The organism is Variovorax sp. 01N429 (assembly GCF_056399425.1).
The window spans coordinates 162,101-187,447 of record NZ_JBFTRG010000001.1; the positions used below are offsets into that span (position 1 = coordinate 162,101).

Genomic DNA, 25,347 nt, shown 5'->3' on the forward strand with positions numbered 1-25,347 from the left:
CCAGGAAGGAGGTCACCTCATGGCCCAGCACGCAATTTCTGCTGTCCACTACAAGGACGGGAAAATCGATCTCGTCGCCATCCACCCGGTGGTCCACAAAGAGTTGGGCTCGAGCGGATTGGCTCTCGGCTCTGCGCAGCGCATCAGCCTCGACGAGTGCCTCCAACTTCTTGCGGCCGGCGAAGAAATTTGCCTGGTTCGCCGCACCGAAGATCACACCTGGGAGATCACCTGGGACGTTGAGCTTGGGCCGAGCGGAAAGGAAATCACCAGCGTCGACCTGACCGACCGGCCCAACACCGCGTTGCAAGACCTCCCGAGGTGGGAATAAACCGCCCTTCGGCGCAAAGTTAAAATCCATCGCCCATGCCACGCTGGCTCATTGCCTCCTTCTTTGCGTTTCTGCTGTCTTGCTACGGCTTCGCGACCATCGCGCAAGCCGGAGGGAGCGAGCCGCACGACGGCACCAGCAAGCTCGTGACCGTAGTGCAAGACGCCTCTTCCATGGGCGATCCGCTCAACCCTGACGCGAACGATGAGACGGCGGGCCTGGATGAGGCAAGCCCCGACTTCACCGAATGCCTGACCGGCGGACAACCGCTGGTGGTCGAGGCAATCGCGTCCGCATGGCCGCCCCGATCGGCCGCGAACAGCTCGCCTTCTCCCTGGCTCGAGCGGCCCAAGCGGCCACCTCGCAGCACCGCCCTCCCCGTCTAAGCCTCGCCGCCTCGAGAGCCTTTGGCTCCGCTTTTCTCTCGATGCGAGCGCCTGCATCGCGCATCCGTGCGCCCGATGTGCTTATCCGGCGGCGACAGCCGCTCCCCGTACAGGAAGAATCACCATGCGTCTCACCACCAAGGGCCGATTTGCAGTCACCGCCATGATCGATGTGGCACTGCAAGGCGCCGCGGGCCCCGTCAACCTGGGCTCCATCAGCCGCCGACAGCGGATTTCGCTGTCGCACCTCGAACAACTCTTTGCCAAGTTGCGCCGCCACAACCTGGTCGAGTCCACCCGCGGCCCCGGCGGGGGATATTCGCTCGGCAAGAAGCCAGCGGAGATCACCGTCGCGAGCATCATCATGGCGATCGACGGCATCGCGGACGACACGGCAAGGCCCCTGTCGGGTGATGTGCCAGGCGCGGTGGATCGCCACGCGACAGACGAACTCTGGGCCTCCGTCCGCCATCGCGCGGTGGAATTTCTCGACTCGATCACGCTGCAGAGCCTGGTCGACGAACAGATCGCGCGCGGTGTGGAAGTCGAAAGACCGGGTCGCCGCGTTGTCGTGCCCGCCGCGCGCGTGAAGCCGGCGCCCATCAACGCGCCGAACTCGGTTTTCGCGCTGGGAAGCATGCTGGCAAAGCGCTCTTGATGTGGACTTGAGCGCGTCGCAGGAATCAAATTGCGCGAGCGGGGCGTTCGCAAAGTAGAACGCCCTATGCTCTCGCATTCAATATGACTTCCTCGCATTCTTCGACGCGCGATCTCGCTGTTCTCATCGGCCGCTTCCAGCCATTTCATGAGGGCCATCTTTCCCTTCTGAGGCAGGCGCTCGACGCGGCCACCCATGTGGTCGTGGTGATCGGCTCGGCATTTCAGGCCCGCTCGCCAAAGCACCCATTCACCTGGGAAGAGCGAGCGGAGATGGTGCGCCGGGCCCTGCCTGCACTGGAACAGCAGCGCGTCATGTTCGTGCCGGTGCGGGACTATTTCAACGAGGCGCGATGGTTGGCGGCAGTCCGACGAGGCGTAGCGCAGGCCCTGGCTGAGCACAGCGTTGAAAAACCGTCTTCGACCGTGCTGGTCGGACACATTCGGGACGCGACGCGCGAATACCTCCGCGAATTTCCAGAATGGTCGCTTCAGCTTGGAGAAAGCCTGCCCATTCGCCCCGCGAGCGCTATGCGCGATGCCCTGTTCGCCACGCCCTCCAAGGCCCTCGTCGAGTTGGCAAAGGAGGTTCCCGCAAGCACTGCGGACTTCCTCAGGGATTGGAGCGCACAACGCCTCTTCGAGGCACTTCAGCAAGAGGCTGCGGTGCTTCGCGAATACGACGCATCGTGGGCATCGGCACCCTATCCGCCGGTGCTGGTGACCGTCGACTGTGTGGTGAAGTGTCAGGACAAGGTCTTGCTCATCGAACGTGGGCACGCGCCTGGCAAAGGACTGCTCGCCGTGCCGGGAGGATTCCTGGAACAGCGCGAAACGACGCTGCAGGCCGCCTTGCGCGAGTTGGACGAAGAAACGCACCTCGCGCTCCCGCCTGCCACGCTGCGCGCGGCCCTGAGGGCCAACGACGTGTTCGACCGGCCCGACCGGAGCCAGCGCGGACGCACCATCACCCACGGGCATTTCTTCGATCTCGGAGAGCGCGAGCTCCCATCCTTGCAGGCGGACGACGATGCGGCCGCCGCCGACTGGGTGCCGATCGCGCACCTGCTGGAGCGGGAAGATCGTTTTCTGGATGATCACTTCCAGATGCTCGACMACTACCTCGGCCTGTTGCCCCTTTTGCCGCGCCAGGGATCGCTGTAGGCAGCGGACGACGTCCGCCCGCAGCCTTTTCCGGCAGCGAAACGCCCAAGCGCGGCCTAAGGTGAATACCTAGGCATTAAAAAGAGCCCTTCGCGAAACCTCCGAGACGCGTTGGCCGGTCAGGCACGCCCCCGACGACGATTTCCTCCTCCCGGCGCTCATGGCGCCGTTGCACAGCGCCCTCCCGGGCGCTGTTTTTTGGACGGGCCCGCCATCAGGCCCGGAAGCAAAGAACGCTATTTCAGATCACGGCGAAGCGTCTGGACGTCAGCGTGAAGGCTTCGCGCCCACTCACGCCGCTCGCGTCCATGCGACGGCTGGGGCTCTCCGAATCGGACAATTGCAAGCAGCGGCGGTGCTTTCAGCGTATTCCAGACGGACGTGAGCAGGTTGTCGTCGTCGATGTATCGCGGCGCATAGCTGGTCTCCCCCGAAGCCGCATCGGCAAACCGCAGGGCGGCGGGTTGCACCGGCGCACCGGAGGAGATGGCTGCTTGTAGAAGATTCGCATGAAAAGGAAGCAAGCCATGGCCGTCGCTGGTCGTTCCCTCCGGGAAGACGGCGATCACGTCCCCCTTGCGCAACGCCTCCGTCATGTGATGCACCACGCGCATGGCGTCGCGTCGCCGCTCACGCTCGATGTAGAGCGATCCGGCCCCAGTCGACAACGTGCCGATGACCGGCCAGTGCCGCACGACCGACTTGGAAACGAAGCGCACATGCCTCGCCGCATGAATCGTCAGGATGTCGAGCCACGAGAGGTGATTGCAGACCACCAGCACCGGCCCGTGCGTCGGCGGCGTACCTTGCACCGTCAAGCTGATCCCCATCAGGTTCAGCATTTGCTCTGCCCATTGCTGCACGCGGGCTTCGCGCTCGGCCGCCGATAGATGCGGAAACCGGGTCCGGATGGTCCACCAGCCTCCGAACACATGCGCGAGGGCTCGCAGCAGCCTGAGGCTCGCGGAAAGGGCCTGCATCGTGCGGGTCAGCCGTGAACGACGCGTCCGTCCACCAGCGTGTAGCGGGCACGTGCGTGCATGGCATAGCCGCCGAAGGGCGTGTGCTTGCCTTGGCTCCTGAGCGCGTCGGGCGTGACTTGCCATTCGTAAGCGGGGTCGACCACGCACAAATCAGCGGCACCACCCTCGGCCAGGCGACCCGCACCTGCGAAGCCGATCAGGCGCGCGGGCGCGGCGCTGACGACCTCGATCGCACGCGACAGCCCCGCACCGCTTTGCTCGCCCCACTGCAGCGCGAGCGGCAGCAGCAATTCAAGGCCCGTCGCACCAGCCTCGCTCTCGGCGTAGGGAAGGGTCTTGGCGTCCGCTTCGACGGGCGTGTGATCGGACACCAGCGCGTCGATGGTTCCGTCGGCCAACCCGGCCGACAGCCCGTCGCGGTCCCGCTGCTGGCGCAATGGCGGATTGAGGCGCGCCCGGCTGTCGAAATAGCCGATGTCGGTATCGACCAGATGCAGCGAATTGATGCTCACATCGCAGGTCAGCGCCAGGCCTTCGGCTTTGGCCGCGCGCACCTGCTCCACGCCGGCGGCGCTCGACAGGCGACACAGGTGCACGCGCGCTCCCGTGCTACGCATGAGTTCGATGATGGTGAAGATGGCGATCGTCTCGGCTGCCACGGGCACTCCCGCCAAGCCCAGGCGGGTCGCCAGCGGACCGCTGGCAGCAACGCCCCTGCCCAGATCGCGCTCCTGGGGGCGCAGCCAGACCGTGTATCCGAAGGTGCTGGCGTACTGCAGCGCGCGCTGAAGCACCTGTGTGTTGCCAAAAGGGACTTCGGCTTGGCCGAAGCCGATGCAGCCGGCCTCGGTCAGCTCGGCCATTTCGGTCAACACTTCGCCGGCCAGCCCGCGCGTCAGCGCTCCCTGCGGGAAGAGGCGAGCTCTCTGCAGTTTCTCGGCGCGGAACTTGAGCATCTCGACCAAGCCCGGCTCGTCGAGCACCGGGTCTGTGTCGGGCGGACAGACCAGGCTCGTGACGCCGCCAGCGACTGCGGCGGCCATTTCGCTTTCGAGCATGCCCTCGTGCTCGTAGCCGGGTTCGCGCAACCTCGCAGCCAAGTCGACCAGACCCGGCACCACCCAACACCCTTGGGCATCGAGCGTGCGGTCGGCGCGAAACTCGCTGGAGACGTTGCCGATGGCGAGAATCTTTCCGTCGGCAATTGCGACGTCAGCCATGCGATCAAGCTTGGAGGCAGGGTCGATGACGCGACCGTTGGTGATCAGAAGATTGCTCATGCTTCGTTCCCTGCAACGATGCTCATCACGGCCATCCGGACCGCGATGCCGAAAGTGACCTGCGGCAGGATCACGCTTTGCCGGCCATCGACCACCGCGGAGTCGATCTCCACGCCGCGGTTGATGGGCCCCGGATGCATCACGATCGCATCAGGCTTTGCCAACTGCAATTTCTCGGGGGTGAGGCCGTAGGTCTTGAAGAATTCCTGCGACGAAGGCAGCAGCGCACCGCTCATGCGCTCGTTCTGCAGCCGCAGCATGATGACGACGTCGCAGTCCTTGATGCCTTCTTGGAGCGTGTGGCAGACGCGGACACCCATCTGCGCAAGATCGCCGGGCACCAGCGTCTTTGGGCCGACCACCCGAACTTCAGCGCAGCCCAGCGTGGTGAGCGCATGGATATCGGAGCGCGCCACACGCGAATGCAGGACGTCGCCGACGATCGCTACCGTGAGGTTCGTGAAGTCCTTCTTGTAGTGGCGGATCGTGTACATGTCGAGCAGCCCCTGCGTCGGGTGCGCATGACGACCATCGCCGGCATTCACGACGTGCACATGCGGCGCCACATGCTGCGCGATCAGGTAAGGCGCGCCGGACTCGCTGTGGCGAACGACGAACAGGTCGGCCGCCATTGCGCTCAGGTTGGCGATGGTGTCGAGTAGCGATTCACCCTTGGTCGCCGAGGAGCGGGCAATGTCGAGATTGATGACGTCCGCAGACAAGCGCTTGGCCGCGATCTCGAAAGTGGTCCGCGTGCGGGTCGAGTTCTCGAAGAACAGGTTGAACACGCTCTTGCCGCGCAGCAATGGCACCTTCTTGACCTCCCGGTCGCTCACGCTGGTGAAGTTCGCGGCGGTGTCGAGGATATGGGTGACGATGTCCTTGGGCAAACCCTCGATCGAGAGCAGGTGAATCAGTTCGCCGTTCTTGTTGAGTTGGGGATTTCGTTTGTAGAGCATCAAGCGTTCTCCTCCACCTTGAAACTGAAGGCACCGGTGTTGCCGCGGGCCAGTGCAAGCAACTGCGTGGCAGGCAGTTCGAGTTTCTGGGCGGCGAAATCAGCGGCCACAGGTAGCTCACGGCCGCCGCGATCGATCAGCACCGCCAGCCGTACGCGCGCCGGCCTGCCGAAGTCGAACAATTCATTGAGCACGGCCCGAATCGTCCGTCCGGTGTAGAGCACGTCATCGAGCAGCAGCACATCGGCGCCGTTGACATCGAAAGGGAGCGACGTCTGCGCGCTTGCGGACAAGCCGCGCCGGGCGAAATCGTCGCGGTGCATGGCCGACGAAATCACACCCGGCGCGCCGGGCAGGCCCAGGTCTTTTTGCAGGCGCTCCACGAGCCAGGCGCCGCCCGATGTGATGCCGACGAGGCGAGTGTCCTCGCGCATCAGGGATTTCACGCCGCGCAGCAACCCGAGGTAGAGCGCTTCGGCGTCAGGGATGGAGTTCACGGAAGGCTCCTCAGGAACTGTTCAAGAATGATGCAGGCCGACGCGGCGTCGGCATCGCGCGCACCCGAGGCGAGCGCCTCCGTGGTGCTGTAGCGTTCGTCGACCTCGTACACCGGCAGCTTGAAGCGGCCGTGCAGTTGACGCGCGAAGCGCTGGGCGGCACGGGTGTTTTCATGCGGCGCCCCGTCGGGATGATAGGGAACACCAACCACCAGCGCGTCGGGCTGCCATTCGCCGATGCGCGCCTGCACCTGTGCAAAGCGCGCGTCGCCTTCGGCCTTGATGGTCGGCTGCGGCGTCGCGGTCTTCAGCAAACGATTGCCGCTGGCGACGCCGGTGCGCTTCTGGCCGAAATCGAAAGCCAGGAAGGTTTGGAAATGGGAAGGGACCGAAGGGGCAGCGTCAGGCATCGCCGAAACGCTCATGCATGCCCCGCGTCGGGCGACAGGGTCCAAGCCTGCAGGCCCAGAAGCGACAGGGCCTTGTCGTAGCGCTGCTCGATGGGCGTATCAAAGATCACGGCCGGATCGGCGCCGACCGTCAGCCAGCTGTTCTCAGCCAGTTCGGATTCGAGCTGGCCCTCGCCCCAGGCGGCATAGCCGAGCGACACCAGCACCTTGCGCGGCCCCGCGCCGGTGGCGAGCGCCTCCAGTACATCCTTGGACGTCGTCATTTCCAGGCCGCCAGGGATGGTCATGGTCGATGCATAGACGGACTCGTTCGGTTTGTCCTCGTGGGCAAAGACAGGTTCATGAAGGACGAAGCCGCGCTCAGTCTGCACGGGGCCACCCTGGAACACGGGTGCGTTACCCAGTTCCGGGCTGGAGAGATGCAGTTCGATCTTCTCGAACAGCACGCCGAGATTGATGTCGCTGGGCTTGTTGATCACGAGGCCGAGCGCGCCGCGCTCGCTGTGTTCGCAGAGATAGACAACGCTGCGATTGAAGGCCTTGTCTTCCAGACCCGGCATCGCAATCAGGAAATGATGCGTAAGGTTCATCGGGGCAGAATCGAAAGCCATGCCACCGATTTTACTGGCCGTCGACAAGATCTATCCGAAGGGGTTGATGTGGTTTCGCCGCGATTTGCGTCTGGACGACAACGCCGCGCTCTACCAGGCGCTGCGAACGTGCCGGCAGGTCGTCTGCGTGTTCGTTTTCGACCGCCCGATCCTCGATCCGCTCCCGCGCGTGGATCGCCGCGTCGAGTTCATCCGCGAATCGCTGGTCGAGCTCGAAACGGAGCTTCGCGCCCAGGGCGGATCGCTGATCGTTCGCCATGCAACAGCAGAGGACGAGATCCCGGAGCTGGCGCGTTCGCTCGAAGTCCAGGCCGTCTTCGCGAATCGCGATGATGAGCCGGCGGCGCTTGCACGCGACGCCAAGGTGCTGGGCGGGTTGGCCAACGCCGGAATCGCCTTTCATAGCTACAAGGACCAGGCCATCTTCGACCGTGACGAGGTGCTGACGCATGCCGGGCAGCCGTACACGGTCTTCACGCCTTACAAGCGTGCATGGCTCGCCAAGCTCGACGACTTCTATCTGAAGCCGTATCCGACCCGCAGCCACGCTGACGCGCTGACTGTCGCGCCGGAAAGGTTTCAGTCGCCGGTGCCGACGCTGACTGAGCTCGGCTTCGAGAAAAGCAATCTCGCGGACATCGACATTCCGACCGGCAGCCAGGGCGGCGCTGCGCTGTTCAATGATTTCGTTCAGCGCATGGATCGCTACCGCGCGGCGCGCGACTACCCCGCCGTGCGCGGCCCGAGCTACCTGGGCGTGCACCTGCGCTTCGGCACGGTCTCGATCCGCCAGCTTGCAGGCGTTGCGCACCAGCTTTCGCTCCAAGGCAACGAGGGCGCCGCGACATGGCTCGGCGAACTCATCTGGCGCGATTTTTATTTTCAGATCCTGGCGCACAACCCGCATGTGGCGAGCAATGGAGAATCACGCAGCTTCAGGCCCGAATACGACAAGATCCAGTGGCACCACGGCAAGCACGCCGACGCCCAGTTCGACGCATGGTGCAACGGACAAACCGGCTATCCGCTGATCGACGCGGCAATGGCTCAGATCAACCAGACCGGCTACATGCACAACCGGCTGCGAATGGTGGTTGCCAGCTTTCTCTGCAAGGACCTCGGTATCGACTGGCGGCGCGGCGAACACTACTTCGCGGTGCATCTCAATGACTTCGAGCTGTCATCGAACAATGGCGGGTGGCAGTGGGCGAGTTCGAGCGGGTGCGACGCGCAACCCTATTTCAGGATCTTCAACCCGGTCACCCAGAGCGAGCGCTTCGACCCTGAAGGCAAGTTCATCCGCCGGTACCTGCCGAAACTCGCAAAGCTGTCCAACGCCTCAATCCATGCGCCATGGGAAGCGAAGCCGCTCGAACTGGAGGCCGCAGGGTTGAAGCTTGGGGTTGACTACCCCAAGCCCATCGTCGACCACGCTGAAGCGCGTGAGCGAACGCTGCAGCGCTACGCCGTCGTGCGGCAGACGCCGCACGAGACGCGCTGACGCGTCAGGCGGCCAACGCGACCGGCAAGTCGACGCCGGTGTAGCTGCGCACCAGACGCAACAGCTCCTCTTCGGAGTACGGCTTGCCCAGATAGTGGTTGACGCCCAGCGCGCGCGCATGGTCGTGATGCTTTTCAGCGATGCGCGAAGTGATCATGATGATCGGCAGATCGGCCAGCGAAGCGTCCGCACGGATGTTGCGCGCCAGGTCGAAGCCATCCATGCGCGGCATCTCGATGTCCGACAGCACGACGGCAGGCCGCTCCTGCTGCAGGCGTTCGAGCGCCTGCAGACCGTCGGCCGCGAGCGACACGCGATATCCCTCGCGCTGCAGCAAACGCTGGGTGACGCGCCGCACCGTGATGGAATCGTCCACTACCAGCACCAGCGGGACTTGCGATGGAGCCTTGGCTGCAGGTGCAGCGGGTTCCGCCCCGCGTCCGTCCTGGGACGCCCCATGGCGGCCGGCGGTCGCCTGCAGCGCGCGGGCTCTTTCACCGTGGATCGCGGCGAGTGCGACCGGGTTGTAGATCAACGCGACGGCACCCGAGGTCAGCACCGAAATCGCGGCCATCCCTGGCAGGCGAGAAAGCTGCGGCCCGAGATTCTTGACGACCACTTCCTGGTTGCCCAGAACTTCGTCCACGTGGAGCGCGACGCGTTGTGCGGCGCTTCGGGCGATGACGATGGTGTTGGCCTTGCCCGCAGCGCGGTCGCTGCCCGCCGAGGACTGCAACAGCGCGCCCGCCCAGAAGAACGGCACCTGCTCGCCACCGAAGGCATAGCGCTGATCCAGATACGCCTTTTCGAGATCGGATGCGTTCGCGCGCAGCACCAGTTCGATCAAGTTGGAAGGCACACCGATCGTGACGGTGCCGGCACGCATCATGACCACGTGCGTCACGGCGGTAGTCAGCGGCAGCACCAGCTTGAAGGTGGTGCCCTCGCCCGACTTGCTGTGAGTTTCGATCCGTCCGCCAAGCGCTGCCACCTGCGCCCGCACGACATCCATGCCGATTCCGCGGCCGGCCAGTTCCGACACCTGGGCGGCCGTGGAGAAGCCGGGCTGGAAAATCAACTCAGCCGCTTCGTCATGGCTGAGCTGCTGACCGTCCGCAATGAGCCCCAAGGCGCGAGCCCGAATAGCGATGCGCTCGTAGTTGAGTCCGGCGCCGTCATCCCGGAAGCTCACGGAGACGTCGTTGCCCTCGTGATGCAGTTCGATGGTGATCAGCCCGCTTGCATCCTTGCCGGCGCTTTCGCGAGCCGCGGCATCCTCGATACCGTGCGCGACGCAATTGCGCAGGAGGTGTTCGAAGGCCGGCGTCATGCGGTCGAGAACGCCGCGATCCATTTCGATCGAGCCGCCGGTGATGTCCAGCCGCACTTGCTTGCCGGTGTCCTTGGACGCTTGGCGCACCACGCGGTAGAGGCGCTCCGAGATGCCTTCGAACTCCACCATGCGCGTGCGCAGCAGGCCACGCTGCAGTTCGCGCGTCTGGCGCGCCTGTGCGCTCAAGTCGTCTTCGGTTGCTTGAACCGTCTTCTGGAGCGTGCGCTGAACCGTCGCCACGTCGTTGACCGACTCGGCCATCATGCGAGTCAGTTCTTGCACGCGCGTGAACCGGTCGAATTCGAGTGGATCGAAGCCCTGCTGTGAATCCTTCGCCTGGGCCAGACGCGATTGCATCTGGCTTTCCGCCTGGACCTCGATGTCGCGCAACTGCTGCCGCAGGCGGTCCAGGTTGCCGGTCAGGTCGCTCAGCGAACTGCGCAACTGTCCCAGTTCGGCTTCCAGCCGCGAACGCGTGATGATGACTTCGCCGGCCTGTGCGACCAAGCGGTCGAGCAGGTGGGTGCGGATGCGCACCGCCTGGCTGGACACTGCGCGCAACGGCGTGAGCGCCGAAGGCGAAGGTATGGCAACGCCCGAGCGGTCTGCGGGTACGGCGATCGCCGCGCTTTCCGCTTCAGTCCCTGCTTCTGTCTTTGCGACAGACGGCTGGGCCTCGGCGGCATGCTCCCGCTCGTGTTCGTCGACCTTGTGCTCGGGCGTCGCGACGATGGCGCGCCGGACCAGGTCCGTCTGGATGGCATCGTCCTCAGCCCGCAGGCTGTCGAAGGTTGCTTGCAAAGCATCGAAGCGAGTCAACAGTTGCTCGATCGACCGCTGGTCGGCCCCGTCGAGGGCGATCGCCTCGATCTCGGACTCCATGCGGTGGGCCCGTTCGCCCAGGCGCATTGCACCAGCGAGGCGTGCGCTGCCCTTGAGCGTGTGGAGCGTGCGCAACGCCGAGGAGCGCGACGCCGCATCGTCAGGACGCTGAGACCACTCGCGCAGCGCGCCGCCCAGTTGAGGCAGCAATTCGGCAGCCTCTTCCTCGAAGATCGGGAACAAGTCAGTGTCGACTGCGTCCGCGACGTCCAGGCCTTCGTCGGAATCATCCAGCGCTACATCGGCTGCAGCCTCGCGCACGATGTGCAGCGGCGGCACAGCCTTGACTTCTGGCGGCTCTGCGGCGAGTTGCGAGGCCGCGACGTCGCGCAAGGCCAGCAGCGTTGCTTCGGCTGGATCCTTGAGGAAACCTGCCGCAAATTGGTGGAGCAGGCGCCGGAGTTCTTCGGCCGCAGCCACAAGCACAGCACCCTGTGCCGGCGTTCCCCTGCCTTGCATCTGCAGATGCTGCAGCGCGGCCTCGAAGGAACGCGCCATGCCAGACAGGCTATGGAAGCCGACCGTTGCGGAACTCCCGGCCAGCGAATGCGCAAGACCGATGGTCGAGTCGGACACGCGCTGATGGGACTCGAGCGCCCATTCGCCGACTTCGGTTGCGAGTTGGCGAGACCACTCGTCGGCCTCGTTCAGGTAGACGTTGTAGAGCGCGATGCCGATGCGCAAAGGTCCAATGACCTTGACCTGCTCCTCCGCGCTCGGCGCGGCGGCAATCGAAGGTGCCTCCGGCGGAGCCTCGATCGGCGCCTGGGCGTCCGTCGAAACAGTCTCGACCTCTGCAGGCAACGTCTCGACGGCGGGTTCTATCGATGCTTCCGGCTCCGGTTCGGGCACCGGCGTGGACGCCAGCTCCGGCAGCGCCTCGGCCTCCGGCTCCAGGGTCAGCTCGAAAGACAGCTCCGCCGCAGAGTCGGGCTTCGGAGTTTCCGCGGCAAGTTCCATCGCCGGGGCTTGTGCCGTCTCGGGCACAGCCAGCCATTCGGGTTGGAGCTCGGGTTCGGCTTCGGCTTCGGGCTCAGGTGCTGCACTCTCCGAGCGAGCCACACCGGCGAGCGAAGGCTCGATCGATGTGTGCATGGTCTCGAGAAAGTCGACGTCTTCGATGTCTCCCAGCGGGGTCGCTTCTTCGGACGGCGGCTCTGGCTTCGCATCGAAGTCGAGAAAATCAGTCGAAGCAAAGCCGTTGTCGGAATTCGGCTCTTCAATGCGTTCCGCGTGTTCGGCGCCCTCTGCAGCCGGCGGTTCGCCAAGCTCCTCGGGCGCACCGAAGTCGAGACTGAGGTCCGGCAGATCGGGCATCACCGGCATTGCGGGCAGCGGCAGCGGTTCGGCCGCCGGCGCCGGAACCGGCTCGGATTCAGCAGCGATGTGGCGCGCGGCCGCGACCAATGCGTCCACGTCCGCGACGCGAGCCGGCGGAGCGAGCGGCTCGCCTGTGCGCAGCGCCTCGGCGATGGCGATGAAGGGCGCCGAATGCCATTCGTGAGCTTCGCCCGAGGCAATAGCCTCGACCCACGTCGCGAAATCGCGCAGCACGGTACGGGTGCCCTCGAGCAATTCGGACGTCGCCGGGCGCTCGTCGGCCAGCCAGGTATTCAGCACCTGCTCCAGCGACCAGGCGGCTTCGCCGAAGTCCATCAGCCCGACCATGCGCGAGCTGCCCTTGAGGGTGTGGAATGCACGCCGCAGGACGGTCAGTTCGCCTTCGTCGGTCGGCCGTGCGCCAAGCGCCGAGACTGCCGCCAATCCGTTGTGGAGCACTTCCCGCGCTTCGTCGAGGAAGATGTTCTGGAGATCGTCTTCCTCCAGCTCCGTGACTTCGGTATCGGGCAGCGCTTCCAGTGGCGCGGGGCCGGTAATCTTGGAGGTCCAGCTGGTGGTTGCCCGGCTGAATTCCTCGATGGGCGAAGGCGGCGGCTTGCGCGTGCCGGGTGAGGCAAGCGCGGCGAGCTTGGCCGCGATCTGGGCGTCGACTTCCTCGACACTCAAGACAGCCTCGGTGGGAGCGACTGTGCCCGACGCGGACGCGAACGACACCGGTGCCGCCGCTTCCGTTGCGCCGCCTTCGGCGCCCTGCCGCCCCATGAGCGGCTTGAGCTCGCCGATTTCAGAGTCGAACACGAACAGCCGCTTGGCCAGCGCGGGCTGGTAGCTCAGCATGTCGATCAGGAAACCTAGGGCGCCCAGGTTGTTGCCGAGCGAATCGAAGGCGCGGATCTCGTCGACTGGCGACTCTTCAGCAAGAAGCTGATCGACGTTCTCGCGCATGCGCTGCACCGTTTGCGCCGCTTGATCCAGACCGAGGACCGAAAACACCCCGCGCATTTGCAGGAGCTGCCCGGGCACTGTGCGGAGCAGGCCCTTTTCGGTGGGGCGGCGGAAAAACTGGTCGAGCGATTTTTCAAGTTCGCTCAGGTGGCTGCGAAGCTCGCTGACGACGGTGCCCATCGTCTGGCGGTCGCTCACGCGGCGATACAGCTCCTCCATCCATGGCTCGAGCGGTTCCGAACGGCCGCCATCGCGCGCGCGTTCGATCCGTCCGGCGAGTTGCACGGTGCGTGCGGTCAGCTGCCGATCCTGCGGATCGAGATCCTCGAAAGCTGCTTCCAGGTACAGAACGGACGTGGCGACTTCCATCGCGAGTTCGGTGCTGGGTGCCTGGCCGCTTCTCATGGATGCGTCGACAGCGTTGTTGAGCGCCTGCACCATCGGCATGCTCGGTGGATGCAGCTTCTGCAGCGATTCGCCGAGTTGCGCGAAAGTGTCGACCACCTGCCGCGTCCGGGTCACGTCGCCGCCCGACAGAGCCGACCACATTTCCTTGGCGGCTTCGATGCGCTTGCGCGCTTGCGCCAACATCAGCGGATCGAAGCGGCCGAATTGCTCGATCGTGTAGTCGACCGTCTGTTCGTTGGCGACACCCCAGGCAGCGCGAACGGCGCGCAGGGTGGCGGCTTCGTCCTTCGGCCCAGGAACCGCCTGGGCGCAGAAGAACAACAGGTCCTGTCCGAGGCGATCCGAGACAGTGTTGTCCCCGCGAGCAAGAGTGGCGTATTGCAGAAGCACGCGCGATGCTGCGCGCTTGACGTGACTGTCCGCCGGAATGAGTGCCAGCGCGAGTGCCTCGAAGAAGCCTGCGGCAAGCGTCCAGAAACTGGCGACCCTCGGCATCGAAGCGCCTCGGCCGAGTCCGAGGCACAAGGCCTGAAGTCGGCGCGCGGCATGGTCGTCGCCGCTCTTGACCACCTGCAGCACTTCGCGGTCGAGCTTCGACCGGACGGCGGGGTCATACACCAATGCAGTCTGCGTCGGTGCCGGCTTGATCTCGACCCAGCGCCAGCTCATGCTCCAGAGATCGGCCGGATGCACGCGCTCGTTGCCGACCAGTTCCAGCACTTCGCGGTATTGCGGGAAAAGAGCGACCGAAGAGACGACCTTGCCTGCAATCACCGCGTTCAGGAAGTCCGCGACCGCGAAGCCCGCGCGATCGATCTTGACCACTGCCGCTTCGGTGCAGCGCAAAGGCTCGGTCACAAAGCTCTGGACTGCGAACTCCATCGCACCCAGCACGAGTGCAGGCGCGGTGTGGCCCACCATCTGCAATGCGCCGACGGCCTGATGCAGTTGCTGGCGTGCCAGCCGCACGGGCATCGTGTCGATCTCGGTTCCAGGCGCGGCAGCCGCGGCGTCTCGGGCGAAGCGCCGCAGAGACTTGCCTACACCGTCGAGCGATTTCTGGATTTCTCCAAGGACCCAGGCCAACGGCCCAAGATCCTCTGTCGCCGGTGCGTTGCCGGCGGTGTGGGCGGTTGCAGGGCTTTGAATCGACACGTTGGGGGCTCTGCGTTTTTACGAAATCTTGAAACGAGACACGGACTGGCGCAACTCCTCAGCCATGTGCGAAAGCTCGCGGACCTGCTGTGCAGTGGTGCGAGTGCCTTCACCGGTCTGCTCGGTCACGGCAAAGATGTGCTGGATGTTGGCAGCCACGACATTGGCGGAATCAGCTTCGCGCGAGGCCGATTGCGAAATCTGCTCGATCAGATCCGCAAGGCGGCGCGACACACGGTCGATCTCGGACAACGCGGTACCCGCATTGTCGGAAAGCTTGGCCCCTTCGACCACACCCTGCGTGGAGCGCTCCATGGCGCCGACCGCATCCTGTGTGTCGGTCTGAATCGCCTTCACGAGCGCCGAGATCTGGCGCGTGGCGTCAGCGGAACGTTCAGCCAGTCGCTGCACTTCTTCGGCAACCACCGAGAAGCCGCGGCCCGCTTCGCCGGCGGAAGCCGCCTGGATGGCTGCGTTGAGCGCCAGCACGTTCGTCTGCTCAGTAATGTCTGAGATCAGCTCGGTGATTTCGCCGATCTCTTGCGACGATTCGCCCAGGCGCTTGATCCGCTTGGAGGTTTCCTGGATCTGGTCGCGAATCGAGTTCATGCCGCCAATTGCGTTCTGCACGGCCTGCAAGCCCGACGAAGCGGCTTGCAGCGACTGGCGCGCCACCGTGGCCGATTCCTGCGCTTGTGAAGACACTCCGTTGATCCGCTCGGCCATCGTGAGCACCGACTGGCCCGTTTCGCGAATCTCGCGCAGCTGTTCTGTTGAGGCGGCAAGCAGTTCGGTCGACGTGCTTTCAACCTGCGAGGTCGTTTGCGCCACGCGTGTGGCCGTGTTCTGAACGTTGCCAACGAGCAAGCGAAGTTCTTCCACCGTGTAGTTCACCGAATCGGCGATGGCGCCGGTGATGTCCTCGGTCACCGTGGCTTCCTGCGTGAGGTCGCCCTCGGCAACCGTCTGCAGTTCGTTCATGAGACGCAAGATCGCCGCCTGGTTCGCCGCATTGACGCGGGTGGCATCTTCGCTCGCACGTTCGGCTTCGAGCCGGTCGCGCTCGGCTGCGGCGGCACGTTCGCGGCCTTCGCGAACCTGCACGAAACCGATTGCGCCCGCGAGGGCCAGTGCGGCCAGCGACAGCACGAACAGCATGACGACGGTACCCGCGCCAAGGCCGGTGCGTGCCGAGAGCTTGTCCTGCAGGTCGCCAAGCGAAGTGCGAAGGGGTTCGCTGTCTGCAAGGATGGCCGCTTGCGCTTCGCGAGCGGCGACCAGGCCTTGCAGATTGCCCAGAATCGCGCTGGCTTGCGTGCGAGTCTGTTCGTACGTTTTCAAGATGGCTTCGAGCTGCTGACGCGTCTGCGGGTCGCGCGTACCAGGCAGGCGTTGCTGCGCGCTTCCGTCAAGCAAGCCCCGCGAGATTTCCTGGAAGGAGTTCAGGTCCTTGCCGAGCAGGAACACGGCATCGGGGCTCACGCCTTCGACAGTGAGGAATTCGTTGGCCGACTTGCCGATGCGCTGCGTCAGCATCACAAGCTGGCCTGCAGCGGAAATCTCGGGCAACGTGGCGTTCTGCTGCATCTTGAGCGAGGCCACGGTTTCAGCCATTTCCAGAAGATCCGAAGACTGGCGATTGATGTCACGCAAGGCGTTGCCGACCTGCGTCAGGATCTGCTGCTGAGCCAACACGGCCTTGGCGCTCTTGTCCGCCCGCTCGACCAGCGGCGTGATCTTGCCCAGTTCGGCGTCGTACTGACTGCCGACGCGCTCGAGCTTGATCGCGTCGTCGCCGTTTGCGAGACCTTGTACGCGGCGCGTCAGGTCATCCGAGCTGTCCTTCACTTCGGCGAAGGCAGCCACGTTGCCCACGAGGGCCTGGGAGACGGATTTGGCCAGCCGCTGCGATTGCATGAGCGATTGGCCGGTGGCGGCCACCTGTTGCGCAAGCCGTTCGGCGCGCAGGATGGCGGAGCCGGCAACCAGCAGCAGCAACAGCACCACGGCGGCCAGTGCCAACGCGAGAATCCGCTGCTGCCGGGCGGGATTCGAACGCTGGGTGCGCCTCGAGCGCTCGGTTCGCGTGGGGCTCGCAGCGGCAACGTCCGGCGTCGCTTCGACCGGCGGCGCCGGATCTTCAGCGGGTGTCGCGGTGGTTTCGGCGTCGGATGAGTGCGTGGTCATTTCGGGCGCTGGCGTGTCCCTGTGGATCAGCATCGTTTTTTCGTCCTGGGGCTGCATCGTGTCAATGCCGTCGAGCGCCAGGGTGGCGCCGTTGTCGGCCCCCATGCGGACGTCGCCGCCGGCGACAGGCAGGAATTTCTTGAACTTGTCGGCGATCGAGCTCACGGTCGTTCCTTCAGGTTGTATTCGGTACTGGGCGCAGCGCTCAGGCGCCTATGCTCAAAAATTGAGGTTGCTGGGAGAGCGCTTGCAGGTTGATTTCCTGCCAGCGCGCTCCAGCGGCGTCTGTATATGAATGGCCCAGCCAAGCCGGGCCGTCCGCCTCCGGCGCTTGCGATGCAACAAAAGCATCGACACCGCGCAAGCCAACCAGCCGATCGATAAGCAACGCGCAGTTGACTTCAAGCATTTCATTGAGTGCGACGAGCCGCGACTGGGGGCGCGCGCCATCGTTGGCGACGGGGGCAGCGACCGGGGCAGCGTTTGCGCCCGAAACGAAGGCAGAAAGCTGGATGACACCGAACAGCCCACCACGGAGGTTGGCCACGCCGAGGAACCAGGGCTCGGTATAGGGCACCGGCTCGGGAGACGTCCACGGAAAAATCTCGCCCGCATGCCCGAGCGGAAACAGGTAATTTGCGTCGCCCGCTTCGACCGCAAGCCACGATGCGGAGACGCCTGACGTACGCGCCGCCTGGAGACGGCCGGCGAGCCGGGACTGAAATGCGCGAAGAGCGTCGCGGTTGGCCATGGAATGGTTGAAACGCTTGCGGGAATCAGGCCAGCGCGCTGATCTTCGCGATCAACTCAGCCGGATTGACCGGTTTGACGATGTAGTCCCTTGCACCTTGGCGCATGCCCCAGAGACGGTCGGTTTCCTGGTTCTTGCTGGTGCACATGATGATCGGAACCGACGCGTATTGCGGGTTGCGAGCAATCGCGCGGGTGAGCTGGAAGCCGTTCTGGCCCGGCATGACAACGTCCATCAGGATCAGATCCGGTTGCTCCTCTTCGAGGCGACGCATGGCATCGTCCGCGTTTTCGGCCGTCTTCACCGAGAAGCCATTCTTCTGAAGAAGGTCTGAAAGAAATACCAGCTCGGTCTTCGAATCGTCGACGACGAGCACTTTGCGAATGGGCATTTACTGCGCTTCCTGAACGATACCGAACTGCTGCACGGCGTGAAGCAGTTGGTCTTTTGTGAAGGGTTTGGTGAGATAGTCCTGTGAGCCGACCATCCGACCACGCGCCTTGTCAAAGACGCCATCCTTGGAAGACAGCATCACGACAGGGACATTCGAGAAATGCGAGTTGCGCTTGATGATGGCGCAAGTCTGATAGCCGTCCAGGCGTGGCATCAGGATGTCGCAAAAGATCAGGTGGGGTTTGTGGTCATTCACCTTGGAGAGAGCGTCGAAGCCGTCCTCCGCGAGGAGGACTTCGTGGCCGCCTTGTTTGAGGAAGATCTCGGCGCTGCGCCGAATGGTGTTGCTGTCGTCGATGACAAGCACCTTGTAACCAGATCCAGTCGCGCTCATTGTTGGCACCGCTCCTCTTTGACACCTTTGAAGACCGCTGCGCTCCCACAAGGAACACAGGAAGCGCGGCCCTATGCCATGCTTCTAGATCTCAACCATTTCAAAGTCTTCCTTGCGGGCCCCACACTCGGGGCAGGTCCAGTTCATCGGGACATCTGCCCACGCCGTACCGGCCGCAATACCATCTTCTGGTACTCCGACCGCTTCGTCGTAGATCCACCCACAAATCAGGCACATCCAGGTTTTCGTATTCATCGCAGCTTAAGGTCCCTGTTCATCAAATGCAACGATCGTATCCAAACGTATCGAGAAACTCGTGACAAGCGTCTCAGATATGCCACCATCCCGGTGAGCCCTGCCTGAGTATGAAGACTTCCCCATTACCAACAGAGCACGATCAAAGTGAGCGATCTTACCGACCCCTCGAACGATGAAGCCGCGGAAGAGAGCGATTTGAATCCGCCTTGCGTGCTGGTTTTCAATGCCAGCGACCCAAGCGGTGCCGGCGGCCTTGGCGCGGACGCGGTGGCGATGGCTTCCGTCGGCGCCCACATGCTGCCGGTCGTGACCGGAGCCTACGCGCGCGACACAGCCGAAATATTCGATCACTTCGCTTTCGACGAGGAAGCCGTGGCCGAACAGGCGCGATCGATCCTCGAAGACGTGGAAGTGCAACTGATCAAGATCGGCTTCGTGGGCTCTCCGGAAAACCTGAGCACAGTCGCCGAGACGGCGACGGACTATCCGGAGGTTCCTGTCGTCGCCTACATGCCGAACCTTTCGTGGTGGCAAGACGACCAGATCGACGCCTACCTCGATGCGTTCCGCGAACTGGTGCTGCCGCAGACGACGGTCCTCGTCGGCAATCACAGCACTCTTTGGCGCTGGCTGCTGCCCGAGTGGAGCGGGGAGCGGCCGCCCACGGCCCGCGACGTGGCAAAGGCGGCGGGTGAATTCGGGGTTCCGTACACCTTGGTCACCGGACTGGTCCTGCCCGAACAGTTCATCGACAACGTGCTGGCGTCGCCGCAATCGGTTCTGGCGAGCGAGAAGTACGAGCGACTCGATGCCGTGTTCGCAGGCGCGGGCGATACGCTGTCGGCCGCTCTCTCGGCACTGCTCGCCAGCGGGACGGACCTCGTCGCCGCCGCAAGCGAGGCGCTGAGCTACATGGATCGCTGTCTGGACGCCGGCTTTCGTCCGGGAATGGGCCACGTGCTTCCGGATCGCCTCTTCTGGGCGCAGCCTGAAGATGAAGAAGAGGACGCCGACCCAGCCTCTCCGTCGGACTTTGCGCTGCCGCCGCACGACACTCGGCACTAGCTGTTGCTCGCCCCCAGGCTGCGCGCACTGCGTGTCGCTTCGCCTTCCCCCTGACCGGGGGCAACACCAGCGGCCCGGCGGAGCCGGTTCCGCGGTGTTTCTGGTGCTCGCTGGTTCGCTTGGAAGATACTTGGGGGATGGCACATTCTGATCAGAACGAGATTCTTTTTGAGCGCGCTCGCGCGGTCATTCCGGGGGGCGTGAATTCGCCGGTGCGGGCGTTCAGGGCAGTCGGGGGGACGCCGCGCTTCGTCAAGCGAGCACAGGGCGCTTATTTTTGGGATGCGGACGACAAGCGCTATATCGACTACATCGGCTCTTGGGGGCCGATGATTCTGGGGCACGGGCATCCGACCGTGGTCGACGCTGTACAGCGCGCGGTGACCGAAGGTTTTTCGTTCGGTGCGCCGACGGAGCGCGAGATCGAACTTGCCGAAGCCATCCTTGCGCTGGTGCCGTCCATGGAAATGGTGCGCCTCGTGAGCTCGGGGACCGAAGCGGCGATGAGCGCGCTTCGTCTCGCACGCGGAGCCACGGGCCGCAAATACATCATCAAGTTCGAAGGCTGCTATCACGGCCATGCTGACGCGCTGCTGGTCAAGGCGGGTTCGGGGCTGGCGACTTTCGGCAATCCGACTTCTGCCGGCGTGCCGCCCGAAGTCGTGCAACACACGCTGGTGCTCGAATACAACAATCTCGCTCAGCTCGAGGAAGCCTTTGCGCTGCACGGCCACGAGATCGCCTGCCTGATGATCGAAGCCATCGCAGGCAACATGAACTTTGTTCGCGCAAGCGCCGCTTTCGCGAAACGATGCCGTGAGCTTTGCACTCAGAACGGCGCCCTGCTGGTCTTCGACGAGGTCATGACGGGCTTTCGCGTCGGCCCTCGCGGCGCGCAAGGCGTGCTGGGGATCACGCCCGACCTCACGGTGCTGGGCAAGGTCATCGGCGGCGGCATGCCGCTGGCTGCATTCGGCGGACCTCGCGCGATCATGGAACAGCTCGCGCCGCTCGGGCCGGTGTACCAGGCCGGCACGCTATCGGGCAACCCTGTGGCAACGGCCTGCGGGCTCGCGACGTTGAGAGAAGTGGCCAAGCCCGGTTTCTTCGATGCGTTGTCGCAGAAGACGCGCACGCTTGTCGACGGACTGAAGGCTGCGGCGGCCGCTGAAGGAGTTCCGTTCAGCGCCGACAGCGAAGGCGGGATGTTCGGCTTCTTCCTGCTCGATGCGCTCCCGCAGAACTACACCGCCGTGATGAAGAGCGATGGCGCCAGGTTCAACAGCCTGTTCCACGGCTTGCTCGACCGCGGCGTGTACATCGCGCCAGCGCTCTACGAGGCAGGCTTCGTGAGCGCTGCGCACAGCGACGCCGATATCGCGCAGACCATCGAGTCCGCACGCCAGATTTTTGCGGCGCTGTAGCCGCATGAAGCTGCTGTCGCTGATTGCAGGCGCGAGCTTGCTCATGCCCGGCCTGGCCTGTGCCGAGTTGGATCTTGGCAAAGTCTGGATCAATCCGGGCTTCTACACACTGCACTTCGATCGCAACAAGGATCTGGAGGATGCAAACCCAGGCGTCGGAATCGAATGGCCGATCAACGAAACGTATTCGTTGACCGCGGGCTTGTTCCGCAACAGCGACCGCGAGCGCTCGCACTACGCGGGGCTGTACATCATGCCGTTCGAATTCCACGGCGTGAAGCTCGGTGCCGTGGTGGGCGGCTTTGATGGCTACCCGAAGACCAATAACGGCGGGTGGTTCGCGGCGGTGATTCCCACTGCCGCGATCGAAGGTCGAAACTGGGGTCTGAACGTGGCGATCATCCCCAGCATCAAGGACCGGCTCTACGGCGGAATCAGCTTTCAGCTGAAATACCGCTTCGGCGCCGCCCAGGACTAGCTCAGTGCCTGAAGTGACGCACGCCTGAGAGCACCATCACGACGCCGCGCTCATTGGCGGCATCGATCACTTCCTGATCGCGCATCGAGCCACCGGGCTGGATGACCGAGGTGGCGCCCGCATCGACGACCACGTCGAGTCCGTCGCGGAACGGGAAGAAGGCGTCGCTTGCAACCGCGGTGCCCGACAGCGAAAGACCCGCATGCTGCGCCTTGATGCTCGCGATGCGCGCGGAGTCGAGCCGGCTCATCTGCCCCGCCCCGACACCCATGGTCATGCCCTGTGCACAGAACACGATCGCATTGCTCTTCACGAACTTTGCGACCTTCCATGCGAACAAGAGATCCTGCATCTGCTCCGGCGTAGGCTGCTTCTTGCTCACGATCTTGAGTTCGTCAATGGACAGTTCGCGGTTGTCGGCGGTCTGCATCAAGAGCCCCGAGCCGATGCGCTTCACGTCCACTGCGTTGCGGCCGTTGTCCCAGTCCGTCTTGCCACCAGGCGGCAGCGCGATCTGCAGGATGCGCACATTGACCTTGCTCTTGAACACTTCGAGTGCTTCGGGCGCGTAGCCCGGCGCCATCAACACTTCGACGAACTGCTTGCTGACAGCCTCGGCGGTCGCTCTGTCCAAGGGGCGATTGAAGGCGATGATGCCGCCGAAGGCCGACGTGGGATCGGTCTTGAAGGCCTTGCTGTAGGCCTCCAGGACATCGTTGCCCGTTGCGACCCCGCAAGGATTGGCGTGCTTGACGATCACGCACGCGGGCGTGTCGAAACTCTTCACGCATTCCCAGGCGGCATCGGCGTCGGCGATGTTGTTGTAGCTGAGCTCCTTGCCTCGCAACTGCGTGGCCGTGACCAGCGAACCCGGTGCCGGATACAGGTCACGGTAGAACGCGGCCTGCTGGTGAGGATTCTCTCCATAGCGCAGATCCTGCAGCTTGACGAAGCGGCCATTGCTTTGCGCCGGAAACAACGCGTGATTGCCGTCTTCCTGGATCCGCGAAAGATAGTCGCTGATCGCCCCGTCGTATTGGCTGATGCGATTGAAGGCCGCGACCGAAAACGCGAACTTGGTCTTGTCGCTGAGCTTGCCGTCGGCCTTGAGCTCCGCCAGTGCGCGCGGATACTGCGATGCATCGGTCAACACACCGACGTCCTTCCAATTCTTGGCAGCGCTGCGCACCATTGCCGGGCCGCCGATGTCGATGTTCTCGATCGCGTCTTCCAGCGTGCAACCCGGCTTGGCTACCGTGGCTTCGAACGGATATAGATTGACCACCAGCAGGTCGATGGTGTCGATGCCGTGTTCCTTCAGGGCCGCCATGTGCGCGGGCAGGTCGCGACGCGCGAGCAGGCCGCCATGCACCTTCGGGTGCAGGGTCTTCACGCGACCGTCGAGCATCTCGGGAAAGCCCGTCAGCTCGGCCACTTCCGTGACCGGAAGGCCGGCATCGGCCAGAAGCTTGGCGGTGCCGCCGGTCGACAGCAGCTTGATGCCAAGCGCGTGCAGCGCCTGGGCGAATTCGAGGATGCCGGTCTTGTCGGAAACGGAAATCAGTGCGTTCATCAGGAGTTACTTCAGCAGTTTGTGTTCGACCAGCTTCTTGCGCAGCGTGTTGCGGTTCAGGCCGAGCCATTGCGCGGCCTTTGATTGATTGCCCTCTGCGCGTGTCATCACGACATCGAGCAACGGCTTTTCGACGACACGAACCAGCATGTCGTACATGCCGTCGGGCTCGGTGCCTCGCAGATCTCGGAAATAGCTGTCCAGACTGGTTCGTACACAGTCTTCAATGTGTTTCTTGCTCATGGCCTTCTCTTCTTCTCCTCTTGTTCTTGCCTGCTTCACGCCAGCGCGTCGACCACCTGCTCGTCCGAGGGCTCGAGCGCGGCAAGCGGGATGCGATCCATTCGGGTTGCCAACGTGTCGAAGAATCCGGCCACCGCGCGCAGCTGCGCGTCGCAATCTTCGATGGCGTTCATCGCACCGCGGAATTCCTCGCCGCCCGGAAGCGCACGCACATACCAGCCGATGTGCTTGCGCGCCGTGCGAACGCCGCTGTAGTCGCCGTAGAGGGCGTAGTGCTGTTGGAGATGCTCGAGCATCAGGCGCCTTACCTCCGCGATCAGCGGCGGCGCAAGGTGCGTTCCCGTTTCCAGAAAATGCGCGATCTCGCGAAAGATCCAGGGCCGACCTTGCGCGGCCCTGCCGACCATCACCGCATCGGCGCCGGTGGCGGCAAGCACGTCGCGTGCCTTCTCCGGTGAGGTGATGTCGCCGTTGGCAACGACCGGAATGCACACCGCTGCCTTGACCGCCGCGATCGTGTCGTACTCCGCATGTCCCTTGTAACCCTGCTCGCGCGTGCGCCCATGAACGGTGAGCATCTTCACGCCGGCCTGCTCGAATCGCCGCGCCAGCGTCACCGCGTTGCGACGATCGTCGCTCCATCCGGTGCGCATCTTGAGCGTGACAGGGACGTTGTGCGGTGCAGCAGCCTTGACCACGGCTTCGGCAATCTCGAGCGCCAGCGGCTCGTCGCGCATCAACGCCGAACCGGCCCACTTGTTGCACACCTTCTTGGCAGGGCAACCCATGTTGATGTCGATGATCTGTGCGCCACGGTCAATGTTGTATTGCGCGGCCTCGAACATCATGTCCGCGTCGGTGCCGGCGATCTGCACCGAGATCGGGCCGGGCTCGCCATCGTGATTTGCACGGCGCGAGGTCTTGAGAGTGCCCCACAGTTCCTTGCGCGACGTGACCATCTCGCTGACTGCATAGCCTGCGCCGAGCTCGCGGCACAGCATGCGAAACGGCCGATCGGTGACGCCCGCCATGGGCGCGACGAACAGGCGGTTTTCCAGCGCGATGTTGCCGATGTGCAAGGTCATTGGGAGAAGTCGCGCGCGCTGGGCTGCTGAAAAATGAGGCACGATTGTAGCGGCCGCGCGGTGTGCCGGCTGAAACGATTTGCACCTTGACCGGGGCCAGATGGCGTGTCTGCAACACCTGGCATCCATACTTGCACCTACACGCCGTTGTGTCTGCGGCTTTCTATACTGCAGCGCACATGCAAGACTGGCTCGACTCACTCATGGCGCTCCTGGCGCTTCCTCAATATGGGTTGAGCACGGTATTCATCGCCGCTTTCGTATCAGCGACATTGCTGCCCGTCGGGTCGGAACCGGTGCTGTTCGGGCTACTCAAGCTCAACCCCGAACTGTTCTGGCCGGCGATCTTCATTGCGACGCTCGGCAATACCTTGGGCGGCGGCGTCGACTGGTGGATGGGCTATGGCGCGCACAAGGTTGCCGACAAATATTCGCACTCGAAACACCATCTGCGCGTGCTCGGTTGGCTGGAACGCCTCGGGCCGAAAGCGTGCCTGCTGAGCTGGCTACCGATCGTCGGCGATCCCCTTTGCGCAGTCGCCGGCTGGCTCAAGCTGCCCTTCTGGCCTTGCCTCGGCTACATGGCCATTGGCAAGTTCGCGCGCTACATCACAATGACCGTCGCGCTGCTGCACATGTGGCCGAGCTGAGGC

24 protein-coding genes are annotated in these 25,347 nt (G+C 63.9%); 9 read left to right on the top strand and 15 right to left on the bottom strand.

The genetic code is table 11. The features are described from left to right. Positions 1-19 precede the first annotated feature (19 nt). The 4 genes from AC1DSF_RS00795 to AC1DSF_RS00810 all read left to right on the top strand — a co-directional run bounded on the left by AC1DSF_RS00795 (position 20) and on the right by AC1DSF_RS00810 (position 2,538). A complete protein-coding gene (locus tag AC1DSF_RS00795) occupies positions 20-331 on the top strand; it encodes a hypothetical protein (RefSeq protein WP_478124819.1) in 312 nt (103 codons plus the stop codon). A gap of 35 nt (positions 332-366) precedes the next feature. Beyond that, positions 367-717: a hypothetical protein gene (locus AC1DSF_RS00800; protein ID WP_478124820.1), complete on the top strand. Its 351-nt coding sequence runs from the start codon at positions 367-369 to the stop codon at positions 715-717. A gap of 124 nt (positions 718-841) precedes the next feature. Next, a complete protein-coding gene (locus AC1DSF_RS00805; protein ID WP_478124821.1) occupies positions 842-1,375 on the top strand; it encodes an Rrf2 family transcriptional regulator in 534 nt (177 codons plus the stop codon). An 83-nt stretch (positions 1,376-1,458) separates the two neighbouring features. Then, the gene (locus tag AC1DSF_RS00810; RefSeq protein WP_478182170.1) at positions 1,459-2,538 is read left to right on the top strand and encodes an NUDIX domain-containing protein; all 1,080 of its coding nucleotides are present in this window, start codon (positions 1,459-1,461) and stop codon (positions 2,536-2,538) included. A gap of 236 nt (positions 2,539-2,774) precedes the next feature. On the opposite strand, the gene AC1DSF_RS00815 is transcribed toward AC1DSF_RS00810, so the two are convergent. From AC1DSF_RS00815 to AC1DSF_RS00840, 6 genes are read right to left on the bottom strand one after another with little or no spacing between them, the layout of a single operon-like run. Then, a complete protein-coding gene (locus tag AC1DSF_RS00815; protein WP_478124823.1) occupies positions 2,775-3,518 on the bottom strand; it encodes a lysophospholipid acyltransferase family protein in 744 nt (247 codons plus the stop codon). A gap of 8 nt (positions 3,519-3,526) precedes the next feature. Continuing rightward, positions 3,527-4,801 (bottom strand): dihydroorotase, encoded by a 1,275-nt coding sequence (locus AC1DSF_RS00820; RefSeq protein ID WP_478124824.1) that lies wholly within the window; start codon positions 4,799-4,801, stop codon positions 3,527-3,529. Further along, entirely contained in the window at positions 4,798-5,760 is a 963-nt protein-coding gene (locus AC1DSF_RS00825; RefSeq protein WP_478124825.1) for an aspartate carbamoyltransferase catalytic subunit, read from the bottom strand. Before AC1DSF_RS00825 ends, AC1DSF_RS00820 begins: the two co-directional genes overlap by 4 nt. After that, complete coding sequence (pyrR, locus tag AC1DSF_RS00830) at positions 5,760-6,257, bottom strand: bifunctional pyr operon transcriptional regulator/uracil phosphoribosyltransferase PyrR (RefSeq protein ID WP_478124826.1); 498 nt, start codon at positions 6,255-6,257, stop codon at positions 5,760-5,762. The genes AC1DSF_RS00825 and pyrR overlap by 1 nt, the downstream gene beginning before the upstream one ends. Then, on the bottom strand, positions 6,254-6,667 hold the full coding sequence (gene ruvX, locus AC1DSF_RS00835) for a Holliday junction resolvase RuvX (RefSeq protein WP_478124827.1): 414 nt from the start codon (positions 6,665-6,667) through the stop codon (positions 6,254-6,256). Before ruvX ends, pyrR begins: the two co-directional genes overlap by 4 nt. A gap of 11 nt (positions 6,668-6,678) precedes the next feature. Continuing rightward, complete coding sequence (locus AC1DSF_RS00840) at positions 6,679-7,278, bottom strand: YqgE/AlgH family protein (protein ID WP_478124828.1); 600 nt, start codon at positions 7,276-7,278, stop codon at positions 6,679-6,681. On the opposite strand from AC1DSF_RS00840, the gene AC1DSF_RS00845 reads away from it, so the two are divergent. After that, positions 7,277-8,779: a cryptochrome/photolyase family protein gene (locus AC1DSF_RS00845; RefSeq protein WP_478124829.1), complete on the top strand. Its 1,503-nt coding sequence runs from the start codon at positions 7,277-7,279 to the stop codon at positions 8,777-8,779. The two genes, AC1DSF_RS00840 and AC1DSF_RS00845, sit on opposite strands and share 2 nt — an antisense overlap. 4 nt (positions 8,780-8,783) lie before the next feature. On the opposite strand, the gene AC1DSF_RS00850 is transcribed toward AC1DSF_RS00845, so the two are convergent. From AC1DSF_RS00850 to AC1DSF_RS00875, 6 genes are all read right to left on the bottom strand, one after another. Next, the gene (locus tag AC1DSF_RS00850) at positions 8,784-14,843 is read right to left on the bottom strand and encodes an Hpt domain-containing protein (RefSeq protein ID WP_478124830.1); all 6,060 of its coding nucleotides are present in this window, start codon (positions 14,841-14,843) and stop codon (positions 8,784-8,786) included. Positions 14,844-14,861: 18 nt separating this feature from the next. Then, the gene (locus AC1DSF_RS00855; protein WP_478125275.1) at positions 14,862-17,030 is read right to left on the bottom strand and encodes a methyl-accepting chemotaxis protein; all 2,169 of its coding nucleotides are present in this window, start codon (positions 17,028-17,030) and stop codon (positions 14,862-14,864) included. 205 nt (positions 17,031-17,235) lie between these two features. Beyond that, on the bottom strand, positions 17,236-17,781 hold the full coding sequence (locus AC1DSF_RS00860) for a chemotaxis protein CheW (protein ID WP_478124831.1): 546 nt from the start codon (positions 17,779-17,781) through the stop codon (positions 17,236-17,238). A gap of 25 nt (positions 17,782-17,806) precedes the next feature. After that, positions 17,807-18,172 carry a response regulator gene (locus AC1DSF_RS00865; RefSeq protein WP_478124832.1) on the bottom strand — a complete coding sequence of 122 codons (366 nt, stop codon included), beginning with the start codon at positions 18,170-18,172 and terminating at the stop codon, positions 17,807-17,809. Beyond that, positions 18,173-18,568, bottom strand: coding sequence for a response regulator (locus tag AC1DSF_RS00870; RefSeq protein ID WP_478124833.1), 396 nt, complete (start codon positions 18,566-18,568; stop codon positions 18,173-18,175). It abuts the gene before it with no gap. Positions 18,569-18,652: 84 nt separating this feature from the next. Further along, the gene (locus AC1DSF_RS00875; protein ID WP_007838397.1) at positions 18,653-18,823 is read right to left on the bottom strand and encodes a rubredoxin; all 171 of its coding nucleotides are present in this window, start codon (positions 18,821-18,823) and stop codon (positions 18,653-18,655) included. A gap of 147 nt (positions 18,824-18,970) precedes the next feature. Here AC1DSF_RS00875 and thiD point away from each other — a divergent pair, with 147 nt between their 5' ends. The 3 genes from thiD (at position 18,971) to AC1DSF_RS00890 (ending at position 21,793) form a co-directional block, all read left to right on the top strand. Then, complete coding sequence (gene thiD / locus AC1DSF_RS00880) at positions 18,971-19,891, top strand: bifunctional hydroxymethylpyrimidine kinase/phosphomethylpyrimidine kinase (protein ID WP_478124834.1); 921 nt, start codon at positions 18,971-18,973, stop codon at positions 19,889-19,891. Between the two features lie 137 nt (positions 19,892-20,028). Further along, positions 20,029-21,315, top strand: a complete 1,287-nt coding sequence (gene hemL / locus AC1DSF_RS00885) for a glutamate-1-semialdehyde 2,1-aminomutase (RefSeq protein WP_478124835.1) — start codon at positions 20,029-20,031, stop codon at positions 21,313-21,315. Positions 21,316-21,319: 4 nt separating this feature from the next. Next, positions 21,320-21,793: a hypothetical protein gene (locus AC1DSF_RS00890; protein WP_478124836.1), complete on the top strand. Its 474-nt coding sequence runs from the start codon at positions 21,320-21,322 to the stop codon at positions 21,791-21,793. A gap of 1 nt (position 21,794) precedes the next feature. On the opposite strand, the gene purH is transcribed toward AC1DSF_RS00890, so the two are convergent. Genes purH through dusB form a run of 3 tightly spaced genes read right to left on the bottom strand, consistent with a single transcriptional unit; the run spans position 21,795 to position 24,694 of the window. After that, positions 21,795-23,366, bottom strand: a complete 1,572-nt coding sequence (gene purH / locus AC1DSF_RS00895) for a bifunctional phosphoribosylaminoimidazolecarboxamide formyltransferase/IMP cyclohydrolase (protein WP_478124837.1) — start codon at positions 23,364-23,366, stop codon at positions 21,795-21,797. 6 nt (positions 23,367-23,372) lie between these two features. Further along, positions 23,373-23,609 (bottom strand): Fis family transcriptional regulator, encoded by a 237-nt coding sequence (locus AC1DSF_RS00900; RefSeq protein ID WP_093205644.1) that lies wholly within the window; start codon positions 23,607-23,609, stop codon positions 23,373-23,375. A gap of 35 nt (positions 23,610-23,644) precedes the next feature. Then, positions 23,645-24,694 (bottom strand): tRNA dihydrouridine synthase DusB, encoded by a 1,050-nt coding sequence (dusB, locus tag AC1DSF_RS00905; protein ID WP_478124838.1) that lies wholly within the window; start codon positions 24,692-24,694, stop codon positions 23,645-23,647. Between the two features lie 179 nt (positions 24,695-24,873). On the opposite strand from dusB, the gene AC1DSF_RS00910 reads away from it, so the two are divergent. After that, positions 24,874-25,344 (top strand): YqaA family protein, encoded by a 471-nt coding sequence (locus AC1DSF_RS00910; RefSeq protein ID WP_478124839.1) that lies wholly within the window; start codon positions 24,874-24,876, stop codon positions 25,342-25,344. Positions 25,345-25,347 lie beyond the last annotated feature (3 nt).

Bases quoted from the DNA above. Each gene is read 5' to 3' on its own strand.
- AC1DSF_RS00795 (WP_478124819.1), top strand. From the start codon at position 20: ATGGCCCAGCACGCAATTTCTGCTGTCCACTACAAGGACGGGAAAATC.
- AC1DSF_RS00800 (WP_478124820.1), top strand. From the start codon at position 367: ATGCCACGCTGGCTCATTGCCTCCTTCTTTGCGTTTCTGCTGTCTTGC.
- AC1DSF_RS00805 (WP_478124821.1), top strand. From the start codon at position 842: ATGCGTCTCACCACCAAGGGCCGATTTGCAGTCACCGCCATGATCGAT.
- AC1DSF_RS00815 (WP_478124823.1), bottom strand. From the start codon at position 3,518: ATGCAGGCCCTTTCCGCGAGCCTCAGGCTGCTGCGAGCCCTCGCGCAT.
- AC1DSF_RS00820 (WP_478124824.1), bottom strand. From the start codon at position 4,801: ATGAGCAATCTTCTGATCACCAACGGTCGCGTCATCGACCCTGCCTCC.
- AC1DSF_RS00825 (WP_478124825.1), bottom strand. From the start codon at position 5,760: ATGCTCTACAAACGAAATCCCCAACTCAACAAGAACGGCGAACTGATT.
- ruvX (WP_478124827.1), bottom strand. From the start codon at position 6,667: ATGCCTGACGCTGCCCCTTCGGTCCCTTCCCATTTCCAAACCTTCCTG.
- AC1DSF_RS00845 (WP_478124829.1), top strand. From the start codon at position 7,277: ATGCCACCGATTTTACTGGCCGTCGACAAGATCTATCCGAAGGGGTTG.
- AC1DSF_RS00840 (WP_478124828.1), bottom strand. From the start codon at position 7,278: ATGGCTTTCGATTCTGCCCCGATGAACCTTACGCATCATTTCCTGATT.
- AC1DSF_RS00855 (WP_478125275.1), bottom strand. From the start codon at position 17,030: ATGACCACGCACTCATCCGACGCCGAAACCACCGCGACACCCGCTGAA.
- AC1DSF_RS00860 (WP_478124831.1), bottom strand. From the start codon at position 17,781: ATGGCCAACCGCGACGCTCTTCGCGCATTTCAGTCCCGGCTCGCCGGC.
- AC1DSF_RS00865 (WP_478124832.1), bottom strand. From the start codon at position 18,172: ATGCCCATTCGCAAAGTGCTCGTCGTCGACGATTCGAAGACCGAGCTG.
- AC1DSF_RS00870 (WP_478124833.1), bottom strand. From the start codon at position 18,568: ATGAGCGCGACTGGATCTGGTTACAAGGTGCTTGTCATCGACGACAGC.
- AC1DSF_RS00875 (WP_007838397.1), bottom strand. From the start codon at position 18,823: ATGAATACGAAAACCTGGATGTGCCTGATTTGTGGGTGGATCTACGAC.
- hemL (WP_478124835.1), top strand. From the start codon at position 20,029: ATGGCACATTCTGATCAGAACGAGATTCTTTTTGAGCGCGCTCGCGCG.
- AC1DSF_RS00890 (WP_478124836.1), top strand. From the start codon at position 21,320: ATGAAGCTGCTGTCGCTGATTGCAGGCGCGAGCTTGCTCATGCCCGGC.
- purH (WP_478124837.1), bottom strand. From the start codon at position 23,366: ATGAACGCACTGATTTCCGTTTCCGACAAGACCGGCATCCTCGAATTC.
- AC1DSF_RS00900 (WP_093205644.1), bottom strand. From the start codon at position 23,609: ATGAGCAAGAAACACATTGAAGACTGTGTACGAACCAGTCTGGACAGC.
- dusB (WP_478124838.1), bottom strand. From the start codon at position 24,694: ATGACCTTGCACATCGGCAACATCGCGCTGGAAAACCGCCTGTTCGTC.
- AC1DSF_RS00910 (WP_478124839.1), top strand. From the start codon at position 24,874: ATGCAAGACTGGCTCGACTCACTCATGGCGCTCCTGGCGCTTCCTCAA.